Here is an 18035-nt window from a genome sequence, read left to right as displayed (position 1 = left end):
GCATAGGCTTTTGGGGCGAATTGGTTCGTTTCCCATGGCTTGATAACAAATTAATGAATAGGAAACGGAAACCATGAACGACAGAGCCCTATACCGACTTGCCGATTCCACTGCAGTAGAAGCTCTGGTTGATCACTGGGTTGCCTGGCCGCACACTTTTTCGCCGGTCCCCTACAGCTTGCATATGCTGAATTATCAGAAGAAAAATCTGACCTCGTACCTGCAAAATCCGGAAATTCATCTTAAATCCAGCGCTAATCCAAAACTGCTGGGTGGGCCTTTTGTCAACGTACCGATCGACAGGGTCGCTGATATTGCGAAAATGTTGGACCGTATGGGTGGTGAGCATGCGGAAAGCCTGCAAATGGCCGAAGATCTCATCGCATTTCAGAATTTGCTGGATCGAGAGGCTATCGGGCAAAGTCTGGAAGTTTATTACCCTCTATTGCCTAAGTCCTTACGCGGTTACGTCGAATTACTCTATGACTATAACAACCGCCCTATTGTCCGCTGTATCGAGAGCCTGTTTTACAAAAGCCGGCATTATAAAAAGCACTTGCAATCGTTACGGCTTTTTACCCAAACCCACGACAGAGCCCGTGCGTATTACATGAGTACGCCACGCCTGCCCGATGACGATAGCGTATCTTGGCAGATTCCGTTTGCCGAGTCGGCTGTCGATGAATTATTCAAACTGGATAGTCAGCCTCAATCCTTGGGCTATATCCGGGAGGTTCTGGGTTTGGATGCTTGCGACGAAGATAAACTGATCCGTTTATTGACCGAGCAATCGGCTCGCAGTGCCGAATCCTGGCAAGGACAAGGTGCGCGCGTCCGATACCTTGGTCATGCCGGCGTTTTAATCGAAACCGCTGGTATTGCCGTGCTGGTTGATCCCTTCATTGCTGTAAAACCCAGTCAGGGTGGAATAGACCGTTATAGTTTTCAGGATTTGCCGGCACATATCGACTACGTGCTAATTACACATGTTCATCACGACCATTATGTCTTCGAAACCCTATTGCGGTTACGGCATAAAATTGGTTGCCTGGTTGTACCTAAAAGCTCGGGCATTTTTTATGCCGATATCTCGATGAAACTGCTGGCTAGGGAGTTAGGCTTTCAGCAGGTCGTTGAAGTTGATCCGTTAGACAGCATCTCGTTTACCGGTGGTGAGATCGTCGCTGTACCTTTCCTGGGCGAACACAATGATTTGCCTTTTGCTAAAAGCGCCTATTTAGTTCGTGTCGGGAATCGAAAATTATTATTTGCTGCCGATTCGAACTGCCTCGATAAGCACATGTACCAGAATCTATGTGCTGAATACGGGCCTATCGACACTGTGTTTTTAGGCATGGAATGCATTGGCGCACCGCTCTCCTGGGTTTACGGCGCTTTATTACCTAAGCTGCCGGATCACAAGCACTGTCAGGCCAGACGCTCCAACGGTAGCAATGCCGAAGGCGCATTGCAGTTACTGGATGCCGTCGGCGCCTGTCGGGTCTACGTCTACGCCATTGGTCGCGAGCCGTGGCTGCAATATTTTATGGCGCTGGAGCCTGAAGATGACGATGCCTATATTCGCGAAATCAACAAAATGTTAGCGGTTTGTCATGAGCTTGGCTTTAGCGATGCCCGGCGTTTGTACGGGCGAGACGAAATTTTTATGTAAGAGATATCCAACCGATAAGCAAAGAAAGTGCAATAAATCAATGAGGAAAAAAAATGATAAACAACCGTCCTAATTAGCAATGAATCCAAGACCAGATAAATGATTCCACGAAACTATTCGGCATCCTATAAAAGCTGATTTATTGCCAGGTCATAACCAATTCAAATCATTCTCTATTAAGGAAACGATCTATGAACAAACCACAACTGATTGAAGCGACTGAGGCCGGTGACATTAAACGAGTACAAGCCTTGATTAAAAATGGCGAAGACTTGGAACAAAAAGACGATTATGGCTGGACAGCATTAAATTGGGCTGCGGGCCGCGGCGACACAGAAATAGTGAAGCTATTACTCGAAGCAGGAGCCAATCCAATCAATAGCGGTCGTGATCTGAGGACACCTTATCAAATTGCCTTGGCTGCTGCACGAGTAGAAACCGCAACTTTACTGCAAAAAGCAGAACAAGAAAGCGAAATTGATTCAGAAAAACCTGCAAGGCCCTTTTGCAAGGCCTATCCCGTCAACGCATTCTGTGAATTTCCAGAGTGGCAGATTAAACAATCATTGTCTGACGACGCAGTGGTCTACTTGCACCAGGATTTTAGCGTTACTGCATCAATGTGGCCGAATGAGAATGTAGTGTTTGATTCAGACTCAGATGATTGGCGAGATTACTGTCGAAACCGGTTGGGGTTTCATGTACCAACAGACTTAGAACTGGCCGCTGACTATGCGTCAAGATGTCAGAAAGCCTAATCGTGGCAGCAAGTCAAAAGCCAATCTTGTTGGGAGCCCGCTCAGTATAACCTTAACAGTTGTTAGGCGAGGGTTTGTCCGTCCCGAAGAAACCGTTAAGAACGCAGTCGGACATACTTTTGCTGCTCCATTTAACGCTGCTGCTGTTGATAACCTGGATGGATATAGCTGTATTTAAGGCTATGTACCACTTCACTATGGAAAAATCATGATCAAGACTAAAGAATCGGAAAAACAACAGTCAGCCAATCACACACAACTGATAACCAGACTCAACAAAACCAATATTCCGGCTAAAAGCGCTATTACAAAACGTAATAAGGATCAACCAGTTCCCTTGTCGTATTCGCAGGAACGCTTGTGGATCATGTCGCAGCTGGAGCCGGACAATCCGGTTTACAACGTTGCCGGAGCCGTGCAATACGACGGTTTGCTGAATGTGCAAGCTTTGCAACATAGTCTGGACGAAGTGCTCAGGCGCCACGAAATTTTACGCAGCCTGTTTGTCGCCGAGGGTCAGCAAGTCTTGCCTGACAGCCGGATGCCACTGTCGTGTCTGGATTTCACAGGCTTTAGCCACGATAGTGCGATGGAATTATTTCAGCAACGCGCCGACGATTTTATCCATCAACCGTTTCTACTTACCTGCCAGCTGCCGTTACGGGCGCTGCTGGTAGTATTGAGCGAGCAGCGGCATATTCTATTGCTAGCACTACATCACATCGTTTCCGATCGCTGGTCGGTCGGTGTGTTGATGCAAGAGGTTGCCGCGCTGTACGCTGCATACGGCCACGGCAAGCCGTCGTCCTTGCCGGAATTGCCAATCCAATACGGAGACTTTTGCGTATGGCAACGCCAGCAGCAGGAAAATTGGGCCAGGCATTTGGAATATTGGCGGCAGAAATTGACCGGCGCGCCACCGCTTCTGGAGTTGCCTACGGACCGGCCACGGTCGCCGCGCTCCAGCTACTGCGGCAATATATACAGGTTTGAACTTTCCGCGGAGTTAAGTGGTGCGGTCAAGGAACTGGGTAAACAATACCATGCCACACTTTTCATGGTCATGGCCGCCGCCTTCAATACGCTACTGTATCGCTATACAGGCAATAAGGATCTGTGTATTGGTTATCCGGTGGCTGGACGCAATCAAACTCAAACCGCGGCTTTAATCGGTTTTTTTGTAAATACGCTGGTGCTACGCTGCCAGCTGGAACCGAATATGCCGTTCTCCGAACTGCTGTTGCAACTGCGTGAACAGGCCTTGCAGGATCAAAGCCACCAGGAACTTTCCTTCGGTCAAGTGCTGGATGCGCTAAATCCGGTTCGTAATGCCGGCCATACGCCATTGTTTCAGGTGATGCTGACAGTGCTGAATGTGCCGATGCCTGATTTCCGGATGCAGGATTTGTCGGTCGTGCCGTTGGCAATGAATAACCGTATGGCCCAATTCGACCTGACTTTACTTATCAATGAATGTGACGGCAAGCTGTTCGGAAACTTCGAATACAGCACCGATTTATTCGACGCTACAACCATCGACAGAATGTCTGGACATTTGCAAATGCTGCTGGCGGGCATAGTCAGCAGCCCCGAATTACCGCTGAAACAATTACCGCTACTGACTGAAGCGGAAACCAGGCTGTTGCTTGACGAATGGAGTGGTGTGGCGCGCTCGGCGTGCTCTACGGCGGATAAACTTTTAATTCACCAGCTTTTTGAAGCGCAGGCGCAAATGACGCCGGATAAAACAGCGCTGGTTTTCGCAGGTCAAAGTATCGGTTACGGCGAACTTAACAGTCGCGCGGAATTATGGGCCAAACAATTACTGGATTTGGGAATCGGCCCGGAATGCCGGGTTGGCGTCTGTGCCGAGCGTTCCATAGAGCTGATTGTCGGATTGCTGGCCGTGCTCAAGGCCAGCGCCGCTTACGTCCCATTGGATCCCAGTTATCCCGAAGAACGCTTGGAATATATGATGGACGATGCCGGTATCGAATTATTGCTGACGCAAAGCGCGTTGGCCGACAAGTTTCAGCATCGCGCGATCAAGATACTTTGCTTGGATGAAGATTCGGCTGAAGGCAAAACAACGCACACGTCGTATTGCCCCATTTCACTAGGCAATACCGCCTATATCATTTATACCTCCGGTTCCACCGGAAAGCCTAAAGGCGTAGCGGTCAGCCATCGCAATTTGCTGAACTCGACATTGGTCAGGGCTGATTATTACCGCGAGCCGCTAGAGTGCTTTCTACTGCTGTCCTCGTTTGCATTCGACAGCTCGGTTGCCGGGATATTTTGGACCTTAAGCCAAGGTGGATGCCTGTGTCTGCCGCAACAGGAAGAGTTAACCGATGCCGCAGCCTTGACCGGACTGGTTAAGCAACACCGGGTTAGTCATCTGCTGGCCCTCCCTTCATTTTACACAGCTATTATCAATGACAGGAATCTTGCCCAATTAAAAACCCTACGAGCGGTTATCGTTGCCGGAGAGGCTTGTTCGGTCGTCATCGCCGTGGAACATCACCGCAAGCTGCCCGATGTTTCTTTTTACAACGAATACGGCCCTACGGAAGGCACTGTTTGGAGCAGCGTTTATCGCAGCAAAAAAACTGATTCCGGGGTCACGCTGCCGATAGGCCGGGCCATTGATAATGTGCGGATTTATATTCTTGATCGGCAATGCCAACCGGTGCCGATAGGTGTTAACGGCGAATTGTGCATAGGCGGGGCCGGTTTGGCGCAAGGCTATGTGAATCAAGCTGCGCTGACTGCGGAAAAATTTATTCCCAATCCGTTCAGTTCAAATGGCGAGCGGCTCTACAAAACCGGCGATCTGACGCGCTTTAGCGCCGATGGCGAAATTGAATGTCTGGGCCGCATAGACAACCAAGTCAAAATTCGCGGCTATCGGATCGAGTTGGGCGAAATCGAAGAGCGCTTGCAACAGCATCCCGCCATTAAGGATGCCGCCGTTCTGGTAAGAGACGAAGCATCCGGCAGTAAAAGACTGGTTGCTTATTTGGTTGGGCAGCCATCGACCGCTGTACCTGAACCACCTGTTTTGCAGGCTTATCTTAAACAAATGCTGCCGGATTATATGCTGCCGTCGAACTATATAGGATTGGATGAATTGCCGTTAATGCCTAATGGGAAACGGGATCGATTGGCGCTGTTGAATATCAGGGAACCGGCTTTGCAATCCCAAAAATTGAAACTAGCATCAAATTCGATTGAGGCGGCGCTGGCCGATATTTGGCGGGAAGTGCTGGGTCTCGAAACGGTTAGCGTAGACACGGATTTTTTTGAGCAAGGCGGTCATTCGTTGGCGGCCATTCAGGTTCTGTCCCGTATTCAATGCGCTTTCAATGTAGATGTTCCGACAGAGATGTTATTTGAATCGTCGACTATCGAATTGCTGGCTGCCGATATAGCCCAGCTGCAAATTCAGCAGCAAGATAGCCGTTCTTTGGACGAGTTACTGCATGAACTCGATCAGCTTTCAGACGAAGAAGCCGGTCATTTGCTTACGATACTGTAGGAACTGACCATGCCAGCGATATACCCGCGATGATGGTAGCCGTCGCGGGCATGGCTCTCTCCTACTTACTAAAGAACAGGATTTTTTAAACATGCCCAGTCACACCGCCCGAATCGCCGATCTTTCCAAAGAAAAACAAGCGTTGCTGTTAAAACGCATCAAGGACAGATCGGTTTTTGTTAACCAGACCATCAGTAAACGAGCGAATTTCTCGCTGTGCCCGTTATCGTTTGCACAAGAAAGGCTATGGTTTTTAGCGCAAATGGAACCGGATAGCCCTTTTTACAACATAGCCGGGCTGGTGCAATTGCAAGGCAACCTGAACATATCGATATTGGAACAAGCGTTGAATGAAGTCGTTCGTCGGCATGAAGCGTTAAGAACTTCGTTTGTGACAATCGAAAACGAAGTTCGGCAAGCCGTAGAGGTAAATAGCGCAATAACCATTAACCATATAGATTTAACCGGGATGGACGAATTGCAACAGAAAAGCATCGTCAAAACCCTTGAAGTGCAGGAAGCGCATCGTGTTTTCGATCTTAAGCAGCCGCCGCTGTTAAGAACTACTTTGCTAAAACTGGACGGCGAACGTTATGCATTATTGATGACCTTGCATCATATCGTTGCTGACGAATGGTCGCTAAGGTTGCTTATCAAGGAGATTGGGGCGTATTACCAGACCTTTAAAAGCGGCAATCCGTCATCCGAACCGGAGTTGATGATTCAATATGCAGATTTTGCCGACTGGCAACGTAATCGCCTGCAAGGTGAGCTATACGCCAAACAAATCGCTTATTGGCGGCAATACCTGGAGAATGCGCCTAGAGCGTTGGAGTTGCCGACCGACCGGCCCAGACCGTTGGTAATGTCATATCACGGTGCGAGCCATGAGTTCGAGTTGAATGACGAAACAACCGCAGCATTGATCCGATTAAGCCGTCAAGCCGATACGACTTTGTTTGTGGTGATGATGGCGACATTCATTATTTTATTGTCGCGTTATTCCGGCCAGAGCACTATCTGTGTCGGTTATCCAATTGCCAATCGCAACCGTCGGGATATCGAAAGCCTGATCGGGTTTTTCGTCAATACTCTGGTGCTGAAAAGCGATTTATCCGGTAATCCGACCTTTATCGAATTGCTAAATAATGTCAGAAAAAATAGCCTGGATGCACAAAACAACCAAGATTTGCCATTCGAGCGATTAGTCGAAGAATTGAAACTGGAACGAGAGCCAAACCGGACTCCTTTGTTCCAGGCGATGCTGGTTTACCAGAATGCGCCAATGGATACGCTAAGTGTTTCGGAATTGAAGCTTAATATAGTCGATGCGGAAATGAATTCCGCCAAGTTCGATTTGACTTTGAGTATATCTAAATTAGAGAAAAATATACGTTGTACTTTTAAATATAGTACAGAATTATTCGTCGAATCGACTATATATAGAATGGCCAATAATCTAAAAAAGTTATTGGAAAGTGTACTCGATTGTCCAGATACTCCAATTTCTGATTTGCCTCTGCTGACAGCTGATGAAAATCGATTAATATTGGAAGACTGGAACCAAACCAGGATTATATTTGAAGAAAAAAAATGCATTTTTCAATTGTTCGAAGAACAGGTTGAAAAAACTCCAAACGCTATCGCAGTTATTTTTGAAGACCGCTCTTTAACCTATAAAGAACTCAATATTAGGGCTAATCAGGTAGCCCATTATTTGCGTTCAAAAGGCGTAGGAGCAGAGATGCTTGTGGGTCTTTGCGTTGACCGTTCGTTGGAAATGATTATTGGGTTGTTGGGTATTTTAAAAGCGGGCGGAGCTTATGTTCCCATAGATCCATACTTTCCTTCGAAACGTTTAGAATTTTTATTAAATGAAACTAAGGTATCTATTCTTTTAACTCAAGAAGAAATTCTTTCAAAGTTCACAGGCTGGAAAGGCGATGCTATCTGCTTGGATAATTATTCGTTATTTTATAACATAAACTGGATAGATAATTTAAACGCTAAGAATTATATTGGTAGCTTGGTGTATGTTATTTTTACTTCTGGGTCGACTGGCAAACCTAAAGGCGTGTCAATAACTAATCATGGTTTAGTAAATTACGTTTTCTCAATGATAAGAAAAATTGGCGTAAAACCAGGGTTACGTTTTGCGATTGTTTCGACCATAAGTGCTGATTTAGGCAATACTTCAATATTTATTTCATTATTATCAGGAGGGTGTCTTAATGTCCTAAGTTATGAAAATGTAATGGATAGTAGTAAGTTTTATCAGTCCCTATCAGACACAAAGATTGATATTATTAAAATGGTTCCAACTCATTTAAATTCTTTACTAGATGGATCGAATAAAATAAATATGCAGATTGGCGATTGCCTTGTTGTGGGTGGTGAAACTATGTCCGTCGGGCTGTCTGAAAAGATTATCAATGATATTGGATGCTGTAAACTAATAAATCATTATGGTCCAACTGAAGCCACTATCGGTTCGTTGACGCTTGATGTAAATGAATATATTGATAATTATACTATAATCCATTCAATACCTATTGGCAGACCTATTGACAATGTGTATGTATATGTTCTAGATAAACGGTTATTACCTGTTCCAATAGGAGTTATAGGGGAACTTTATATTGGTGGTTTTGGATTGGCGCGTGGTTATATAAATAGGCCCGATTTAACAGCCGATAAGTTTGTTCCTAATCCATTCAAATGTGATGGTAGCCGTTTATATAGAACCGGTGACTGGGTTCGTTATCGACCTGATGGGAATATAGAGTTCTTGGGTCGATTTGATGATCAATTAAAAATCCGTGGATTCAGAATCGAATTAGAAGAAATAAGAATGCACCTGTTAAGGCATCATAAGGTTGTAGATTCCGTAGTAGTAGCTAAAGAAGATATGACTGGAGATAGGCGGCTTGTAGGCTATTTAGTTACTATAGAAAAAGATGATTTTAATATTGCTGATTTGATGGAGTTCATGAGAGCTGAGTTGCCTGACTATATGTGTCCAAGTTCGTATGTTTTTCTTGAAAGATTACCATTAACAGCAAATGGAAAGCTTGATCGGGAAGCTTTACCAGTCCCCGATTTTTGTAATCAATTTACAAAAGGATACATTGCGCCTTTGTCAGAAACCGAAAAGGCTTTGGTAAGAATATTTGAGGAAGTTCTGAAAGTTAATAAGATAAGCGTGGAAGATAGTTTTTTTGACTTAGGAGGGCATTCTTTATTAGCGACTCAGTTGATGTCAAAGATATGTAATTATTTTAATATAGATTTTCCGCTAAAAACTATATTTGAAGTTAAGTCGGTCAGAAAAATGGCTGAAGAAATTGATTTGGCTGCATGGATTCTGGATAACAATAACAAATCAGGGACAGCTAGCAATATTCAATATAAGGAAATTAAACTATGAGTGCCGCTGACTTGCTGAAGAAACTGAAAGATTTGGATATTTATATTTATCTGGACGATGGGTATTTAAAATGTAAGGCACCTGAAAGTGTATTGAGTTCAGAGATAATAGATCAACTTCGCTATAGAAAGAATGAGTTAATTGAATTGTTAGCTAATGAGAGAAAGGTTGACAATTCACATCTAGCTCCAGTAAGTCGGACAGGTTTAATTCCGCTATCTTACGCTCAGCAACGATTATGGTTTCTTAATCAACTAGAGCCGGATAGCTCTTTTTACAACATACCAATAACGTTGAAACTGGCGGGTAATTTAAATACCATTGCTTTGGAACAAAGCTTTAATGAAATAATTCGTCGACATGAAGTATTACGAACTAGTTTTGTGACAGAGAATGAGCAAGTACATCAGTTAATTTCAGACAAATCTGCATTTTCTGTTGCCTATGTTAATTTGGCCGAATTACCAAGTATTACACGTCAAACAGCAATGGATAATTTGATTGTTAAGGAAAAGCTGAGGGTTTTTGACTTAACAGAAGCGCCTTTAGCACGGGCTACAATACTAAATCTATCTCGAGATACAAGTAAAAAAGAAGCTATTTTGCTTATTGTGTTACATCATATTATTTCTGATGGATGGTCTTCCGGAGTTTTAATTCGTGAATTCGTTGCACTTTATGGTGCATTCCATCAGGGAGGCATGGCTTCTTTACCGGAATTATCTATTCAATATGCGGATTTTGCCTATTGGCAACAGAAATGGTTGACAGGAAACAATCTGAAAAAACAAATTGATTATTGGCGTAAAAAATTAGAAGGCGCCTCAAACATTATTGAATTACCTACAGATCGACCTAGACCTGCAGTAATGCGATATTGTGGTAGAAGCTTTTGTTTTTCAATACCTAAATTATTGGTTAGAAATATCCAGATATTATGCAGGACACATGGCGTTACTTTATACGTTTATTTAGTGGCTGCATTTAACGTGTTATTATTCCGTCACAGCCATCAAACAGATTTGTGTGTTGGAACACCGGCGGCCAACCGGAATCGAATTGAAATTCAAGGTTTGATAGGCTTCTTTGTGAACACCCTTGTTATTCGTTCGGATTTGTCAAACAATCCTCGATTCAGCGCCTTGCTTGCCCAAGTTAAGCATACCGTACTCAATGCTCAAAGTTATCAGGATTTACCTTTTGATAAATTGATTGAGGTTTTGAATCCTCAACGAAACACAAGTTACAATTTACTTTTTCAGGTAATGTTTGTTTTACAAAACAAAGCGCAGTATCTTTTAAAACTACCAGATTTAAATATAAGTTCTGTAGAAAATGAAAGTGCTACTTCAAAATTTGATTTGACATTAAATATTGAAGAAGATGAATCAGAAGTGTTAAATGGAACTTTTGAATATAATACTGACTTATATGATTCAACTACTATTGCTCGATTTGCAGAACACTATCTGACCTTATTGCAAGGCATTGTTGATACTCCCGAAAGTCGCTTATCCGAATTGCCCCTGCTTACGCAGAGGGAAAGTCAACAAATCCTGATCGACTGGAATGCAACTGAAGTCGATTATCCTGCAAACCGATATATCCAACACCTCTTCGAAGCCCAGGCGGAAAAACTACCGAATGCGGTTGCTGTGGTGTTCGAAGGGCAATCACTAACCTATGCCGAACTGAATAGCAAAGCCAACCAACTAGCTCATTATCTGGGCGCTCATGGCATTGGGCCGGATGTGTTGGTAAGCATTTGCCTTGAGCGTTCGCTAGAGATGGTGATTGGTTTGTTGGGCATACTCAAAGCCGGTGGAGCTTATGTGCCGCTTGACCCCGGCTATCCGCAAGAGCGATTAGATTTCATGTTGCGCGATGTTGGCGCGGCAGTTGTGCTGACCCAAACAGCCTGCCGAGAGAAACTCAAGGCCTCTAGCGCGACTGTGCTGTGTTTGGATGGTGATTGGGACATGATAGCTAAAGTTAAGGACAATAACCCCGACATCCAACTCATGCCTGAAAACCTGGCCTATTGCATCTACACTTCCGGTTCCACCGGACAACCAAAAGCTGCCTGCATAACGCATCAAGGCATCCTCAACCGACTGCAGTGGATGCAGGAACAATATCGGCTGAATGGCCGTGACTGCGTATTGCAAAAGACTCCGTACAGCTTTGATGTGTCGGTCTGGGAATTTTTCTGGCCGCTGATGACGGGAGCGCAACTAGTTGTCGCCAAGCCTGACGAGCACAAGGACAACGGGGTATTGGTCGATACCATCATCAGAGAGCAAATCACCACGATCCATTTCGTGCCGTCGATGCTGCAAGCCTTTATCGACACTCCGGGCGTAGAATCCTGCACGTCGTTAAAACGCGTTATTTGCAGCGGTGAAGCTTTACCGGCCGATTTGGTGGTGCGCTTCCAGAATAAATTGCCGACAGAATTACATAACCTTTACGGCCCCACCGAAGCTTCGGTAGATGTCAGTTATTGGGCCTGTTTGCCGGACTGCCCTGAAACCGCGATTCCGATAGGCCGCCCGATAGCCAACATTAGGCTTTATATTCTGGATCGGCAGCTTAATCCGGTGCCGCTCGGAACCCCGGGCGAGTTGCATATCGCCGGTATCGGTTTGGGGCGCGGTTATCTCAACCGTCCCGAACTGACAGCGGAAAAATTTATCCTCAGTCCGTTCGGACCAGAGGGTAGCCGGCTGTACAAAACCGGCGATTTGGCGCGTTACCGGATTGATGGCAATATCGATTATCTAGGACGTATCGACTATCAGGTCAAAATTAGGGGGTTCAGGATCGAATTAGGCGAGATCGAGGCCAGGCTGCTGAAACACCCTAACATCAAAGAAGCCGCTGTCCTTGCCCGTGAAGACACGCCTGGCGACAAACGACTTGTGGCTTATCTAGTTGTTGTCAACAAGGAGGCGGCCGACGTCGAACAGCTAAAACACCACCTTCAGGAAACTTTGCCGGACTATATGCTTCCCGGCGCTTTTGTCTTGCTGGATAGTATGCCGCTCAGCGCCAATGGCAAGCTGGATCGTAAGCGCTTACGGCAGCCGGACAACACCGTGACGAATGCTAAACAGTATGTCGCGCCGCGAAGCACCACACAGGAAATTTTGTCCGGAATCTGGGCGGATGTGCTGGGTGTCGAAAACGTCGGCGTCGAGGATAACTTTTTTGAATTGGGTGGGCATTCCCTGTTGGCGACCCAATTGGTATCCCGGATTTGTATGCGATTCGAGATCCAGTTGCAGTTAAAGGCCCTGTTTGATACGGCCAGTCTTGCCCAGTTGGCTGCCAAAGTCGACCTGCTGGTTTGGGCCAAAGATCAGCAAAAAGCTGCAGAAAGCAGTGCCGAAATCGAGCTTGAGGACATTGAGCTATGATGTTGGAGCAATTGCTCGCGACGCTACGCGATTTGCATGTGCATCTTTATGTCGAACAAGGTAACTTAAAATGCAAAGCGCCGAAACATGTGCTGAGCGAAGAAATTAAATCCCAGCTCAAATCCAGGAAAGCGGAGTTAATCGAAGCGCTTTCCCAAGCCGGGCAAGAATCCGTATCGATAATGCCCGGCCGCCGCATGGAACCGCTACCGCTATCTTACGCCCAGCACCGCTTATGGTTTTTGGACCGGTTGGAGCCGGACAGTTCTCTGTATAACATGCCGTATGCGTTCAGTTTGACCGGGTCTTTGAATGAAGCGGCGTTGGCGCAAAGTTTTAATGAGATCGTGCGGCGGCATGAAAATTTGCGCACCGTTTTCGTTAATGACATTGTACCGGCACAAGCTGTTTCACCGGAAAGCGCGCTTTCTGTCGCCGATGTCGATTTAAAGGGTTTGCCTGAACCGCTATGCCGGACAGTAGCGGCCGATCTTTCCCGGCAGGAGGCGGCAAAGCCTTTTTGTCTGGAGTCCGGGCCTTTGTTTCGGATAACGCTGCTCGCCTTGTCCGGCACTGGCGGGAGACAGGAAAAAATATTGTTGGTTACTTTTCACCATATCGTTTTCGACGGTTGGTCGGCGGCGATATTGATGCGCGAATTCGTAACGCTTTATCAAGCATTTAGCAGCGGTGAATGCTCGCCGTTAGCGGTGTTGCAGGTTCAATACGCCGATTTTGCCTGCTGGCAGCGACGAAAGCTTTCCGGAAATGTGTTGCAGCAACATATCGATTATTGGCGAAATAAATTGGATGGCGCGCCCGGCTTGCTGGAGTTGCCAACCGACCGACCAAGGCCTGCGGTGATGAATCATTGTGGAGCCTTGCATCGCTTTGAAATTCCGGCGGCTCTGGCGGAGCAAGTCCATCAATTAAGCCGTCGATACGATGCGACTTTATTCATGCTATTACTGACGGCGTTCAAAATCTTGCTATTCCGCTATACCCGTATACAGGATATTTGCGTCGGCGTACCGATTGCCAATCGCAATCGCTTGGAAATAGAAGGTTTGATCGGTTTCTTCGTCAATACTTTGATATTGCGTTCCGATCTGTCAGGCAATCCGCAATTCGATGAGTTGTTGGCTCAAGTTAGAAATACTGTTTTAGATGCTCAAAATCATCAGGATTTGCCGTTCGAACAGTTGGTTGAAGTACTGCATCCCGAACGTAATTTGAGTTACAGCCCTTTGTTCCAGGTTATGTTCGTTTTGCAAAATCAAACGGGGCAGATACTGAAATTGCCGGATTTGGCAATCGATGCTATCGACGATGAAAACAAGGTGTCTAAATTCGATTTAACTTTACATATTCGCGAAGACACTGGGGCACTTTGCACTAGTCTGGAATACAACACCAACCTATTTGACTCAGCTACGATAGCGCGGCTGGCACAGCAGTATGTCATGTTGCTTCAAGGTATTGCCGATGCTCCGCAAAGCCGTCTTTACCAATTGCCACTGCTGACTTTGACGGAACGCAAGCAAATCCTGTTCGATTGGAATGCCACGCAAGCTGCTTATCCAGCGAATAGCTGCCTGCACCAGCTGTTTGAAATGCAAGCCCAAAAAGCGCCGTGCGCCGATGCGCTGGCGTTTGCAGGATTGACTTTAAGCTATGCAGAACTCAACGGGAAAGCCAATCAAGTGGCTCATTATCTGCGCTCAATAAGCGTCGGGCCCGATGTGGCAGTGGGTCTTTGTGTCGCTCGCTCGCCAGAAATGGCGGTCGGCATGTTGGGCATCATCAAGGCCGGTGGGGCTTATGTACCTATCGATCCACAGTATCCGGAACAGCGAATCGCCTACATGCTTAACGATGCCCGGATTGACGTGCTGCTGACCCAGCAAGCGCTGGCAGAGGCATTGCCGCACAACGCGAAATACAAGATTTGCCTGGATAGCGATTGGCGAACGATTTCGCAATGGCCGGACGTTAATCCGGAGCCGTGCAATCATCCGCTCAATCTTGCTTATATCATTTATACCTCAGGTTCTACGGGGTTGCCCAAAGGTGTGATGGTCTCGCATCGCAATGCCGTGCATTCGACGACAGCGCGCGTTGACTGTTATCGGGAGCCGGTGGACGCCTATTTATTGTTATCGTCGTTTGCGTTCGACAGTTCGGTGGCCGGGTTGTTCTGGACGCTGGGGCAGGGCGGTTGCCTATGCTTGCCGACGGATGACGCCGCCAAAGATCCGGCGGTGCTGGCCGATATCATCGCCAAGCGGCGGGTATCGCATCTCTTGGCTCTGCCGTCTTTTTACGCGTTGTTGCTGAAACAAGAACGAACTAAGCTGCAAACTTTGAAAACAGTGATCGTTGCCGGAGAGACGTGTTCAACCGAGGTCGTCAAGCGACATTATGCGATATTGCCGGACGTACCTCTATACAATGAATACGGCCCTACCGAAGGCTCGGTTTGGAGCAGCGTTTACTTGGCTGATCGGGACGATTTGAACAGGTCGTTATCGATAGGCCGACCTATCGATAACGTACGGATTTATATCCTGGACCGCAGCAGCACCCCAGTTCCGGTCGGTGTGCCGGGCGAACTGTATATAGGCGGCGAAGGCATGGTGCGAGGTTATTGGCGGCGCCCTGAACTGACAGCGGAAAAGTTCATCCCCGATCTGTTCCTGAATGACGGTGGCAGGCTGTATAAAACCGGAGACCTGGCGCGTTACCGCCCGGACGGCAATATCGAGTTTTCGGGCCGTATCGACGACCAAGTGAAAATACGCGGCTTCAGGATCGAGTTGGGAGAAATCGAGGCAAGGCTTTTAGAACATCCCGATGTCGATGAGGCTGTTGTTTTGGTCAGAGAAAACTCGCCCGACAACAAGCTGTTGATCGCTTATGTTGTCGGTGGCGATCAGCTTACGGCGGAAGCGCTACTGGAGACTCTTAAAGCCTCATTGCCAGGCTATATGGCGCCGGGAGCCGTAATATTTTTGGCGCGGATGCCGTTGACCGCAAACGGCAAAATCGACCGCAAGGCGTTGCCGGCTCCCGATATGACTAATACTCTAAGCAGCCGCTATGTGGAGCCGGAGACCCGGACCGAAAAAGCCGTGGCGGCGATTTGGTGCGGAATACTCGGTATTGGGCGAGCCGGAAGATATGACGATTTTTTCAGGCTGGGTGGGCACTCTTTGCTGGCGGCGCAGTTGTCGGTTGCAGTGCGAAAACAATTCAATATTCAATTGCCGCTGAAAAGCTTTTTCGAGATGACGACTGTCGCAGCGCAAGCGCGGTTAATCGATACTGGTGAAAGCGAGGCCGCCAAAATCGATTTTGAAGCCGAAGCAGAACTTGATCCTGCCATTATTCCTTTACCGTTCGCACCTATCAATGTAGTGGCAGCTCAAACGCTGTTTTTGACCGGCGCGACCGGTTTTTTGGGTGCGTTTTTGCTGGCTGAGTTACTTGAGCAAACGGATGCCAAAATCTATTGCTTGGTCAGGGCGGTTGATGAGCAACAAGCTTTAACCCGATTGCAACGCCAAATCGTCCATTACGAACTGCAAGACGGTATCGATTGGCGCCGGGTTGTTGCGGTGTGCGGGGACTTAGCGGAGCCTCGATTTGGCCTATCCGAACTGCGGTACCAAGAAATTGCCGAGCAGGTCGAAGTCATTTATCACAACGGCGCACTGGTTAACTTTATTCAACCTTATCAGGCGTTAAAGGCCGCCAATGTTTTGGGTACAGAAGCTGCGTTGCGTCTTGCTTGTTATCGCAAAGCTAAAGCGCTTCATTATGTTTCGACTTTGTCGGTGTTTAACGAAGTATCCACCAATCCGCAAGACCATCGGGAACGCGATGAACCGATGCTCTGTACAGCTTTAGCCAATGGCTATGCCCAGAGTAAATGGGTTGCGGAAAAACTGCTTAGATCAGCCGCGAGGAGGGGCTTTCAGGTGACGGTTTACCGGCCCGCTACCGTTGCCGGTGACAGCCGTAGCGGTAATTGGAATACTGAGGATTTTCTGTGCCGGGTGATCAAGGCTTGCATACAAATGGGTTGCGCGCCTGCCGAACGCGTCCGCATGGATATGGCGCCGGTCGACTATATAAGCCGGTCTATTGTCGCGTTATCATTACAGCCGGATTCTGCTGGCGCATATTTTCATTTAAATCATCCTACCCCGCCTTATTCCGATGAATTAATCGACAGCTTTAACCGATTAGGTTATCGCCTGGATCGTATGCCTTATCGAGACTGGGTGAAAAAAGTCTTTGAGATTGCCGAAGCGGGCAAGCTAACGGACTTTGCTTTGTTGCCGTTGCTGTCGCTGTTTTCCGATCAAAGTCAGGATGATGGTACGGAATCATTGGAAGAAAACAGCGTTCGTTACGATTGCCGCGAGACACAAAGCTTCTTGTCGAAGATAGGGATCGAGTGTGTCTTGTTGGACAGCGAGTTATTGACGCGTTATCAAGCTTATTTTAAACGGAGCGGCTTTATTTCTGAGCCGGAGCATTACCACAAGAAATGACTTTTCAGGTGGGTTGGATAAGTTTGTTTGTGTGCTGTCTGTAAGCATTGGATTTAAAGTGGAGCCCTGCAGCTGCTTCGATCGGTGGCGACAGGTCGCTATAAACTGTAATGGTCAATAAAAACCGGACACCTGTTTTGGCAGCGTTTCTATAAAATCCCCTATCGAATTCGAGAGGGGACTGATAGCTCACAATGTTGAGTGTGACCGGCGGTCGTTATAAAAGCCAAATAATCGATCACGCTCAGTTTTGCCGCGATTTGGGTTTTGAGTTTTTCGTAGTTGAGTTGCTCATGCTTCAAACTGCGAATAATTCGTTCGGTCGGCGAATTGTCCCAGCAATCCCCCTACCCGTAGTTTACCGGTCGCCATATGCGTTAGACAATGACATTCTCCTGCCAAGTGTCTCCGCCCCGGCTCAGCTTGCGACCGTACTTCCAATACCGTGTCGACAGTGAGTGGGGAAAATACGTCAAGCAATCGTCTTCTTAGCTGAGAAGAGTATCGTTTAATGCTATTTTTCAAATATCTCCCCCAGTTCTATTAATACAGCCTCGTTAAGTTTTTAAAATCAGTTCGTCCTTGTTAGCTATATAAACCGGTACGAAGGGTTCAAAAATTAACTTGTCGAATTAATAGTCTAGAAACTGGACATTCAA

6 protein-coding genes are annotated in these 18035 nt (G+C 46.8%); all 6 read left to right on the top strand.

Going from position 1 to position 18035, the window contains the following annotated elements:
* The first annotated feature begins 73 nt into the window (after positions 1-73).
* The 6 genes from EBB_RS13685 (at position 74) to EBB_RS13660 (ending at position 17376) form a co-directional block, all read left to right on the top strand.
* Positions 74-1672 carry an MBL fold metallo-hydrolase gene (locus tag EBB_RS13685; protein ID WP_192394363.1) on the top strand — a complete coding sequence of 533 codons (1599 nt, stop codon included), beginning with the start codon at positions 74-76 and terminating at the stop codon, positions 1670-1672.
* Positions 1673-1863: 191 nt separating this feature from the next.
* A complete protein-coding gene (locus EBB_RS13680) occupies positions 1864-2430 on the top strand; it encodes an ankyrin repeat domain-containing protein (protein WP_192394362.1) in 567 nt (188 codons plus the stop codon).
* Between the two features lie 208 nt (positions 2431-2638).
* Positions 2639-5971 carry a non-ribosomal peptide synthetase gene (locus EBB_RS13675; protein ID WP_192394361.1) on the top strand — a complete coding sequence of 1111 codons (3333 nt, stop codon included), beginning with the start codon at positions 2639-2641 and terminating at the stop codon, positions 5969-5971.
* A 91-nt stretch (positions 5972-6062) separates the two neighbouring features.
* Complete coding sequence (locus EBB_RS13670; protein WP_192394360.1) at positions 6063-9398, top strand: non-ribosomal peptide synthetase; 3336 nt, start codon at positions 6063-6065, stop codon at positions 9396-9398.
* Complete coding sequence (locus EBB_RS13665; protein ID WP_192394359.1) at positions 9395-12817, top strand: non-ribosomal peptide synthetase; 3423 nt, start codon at positions 9395-9397, stop codon at positions 12815-12817. Before EBB_RS13670 ends, EBB_RS13665 begins: the two co-directional genes overlap by 4 nt.
* Entirely contained in the window at positions 12814-17376 is a 4563-nt protein-coding gene (locus tag EBB_RS13660) for a non-ribosomal peptide synthetase (RefSeq protein ID WP_192394358.1), read from the top strand. Before EBB_RS13665 ends, EBB_RS13660 begins: the two co-directional genes overlap by 4 nt.
* Positions 17377-18035: the final 659 nt, after the last annotated feature.

This window comes from Methylomonas fluvii (genome assembly GCF_014850975.1).
In the GTDB taxonomy this organism is placed as follows: domain Bacteria; phylum Pseudomonadota; class Gammaproteobacteria; order Methylococcales; family Methylomonadaceae; genus Methylomonas; species Methylomonas fluvii.
This window is presented reverse-complemented; position numbering and strand designations above follow the sequence as displayed.

What these genes read in the sequence shown, in the direction of transcription:
- EBB_RS13685 (WP_192394363.1), top strand. Translation starts at nt 74, where the DNA reads ATGAACGACAGAGCCCTATACCGACTTGCCGATTCCACTGCAGTAGAA.
- EBB_RS13665 (WP_192394359.1), top strand. Translation starts at nt 9,395, where the DNA reads ATGAGTGCCGCTGACTTGCTGAAGAAACTGAAAGATTTGGATATTTAT.
- EBB_RS13670 (WP_192394360.1), top strand. Translation starts at nt 6,063, where the DNA reads ATGCCCAGTCACACCGCCCGAATCGCCGATCTTTCCAAAGAAAAACAA.
- EBB_RS13675 (WP_192394361.1), top strand. Translation starts at nt 2,639, where the DNA reads ATGATCAAGACTAAAGAATCGGAAAAACAACAGTCAGCCAATCACACA.
- EBB_RS13660 (WP_192394358.1), top strand. Translation starts at nt 12,814, where the DNA reads ATGATGTTGGAGCAATTGCTCGCGACGCTACGCGATTTGCATGTGCAT.
- EBB_RS13680 (WP_192394362.1), top strand. Translation starts at nt 1,864, where the DNA reads ATGAACAAACCACAACTGATTGAAGCGACTGAGGCCGGTGACATTAAA.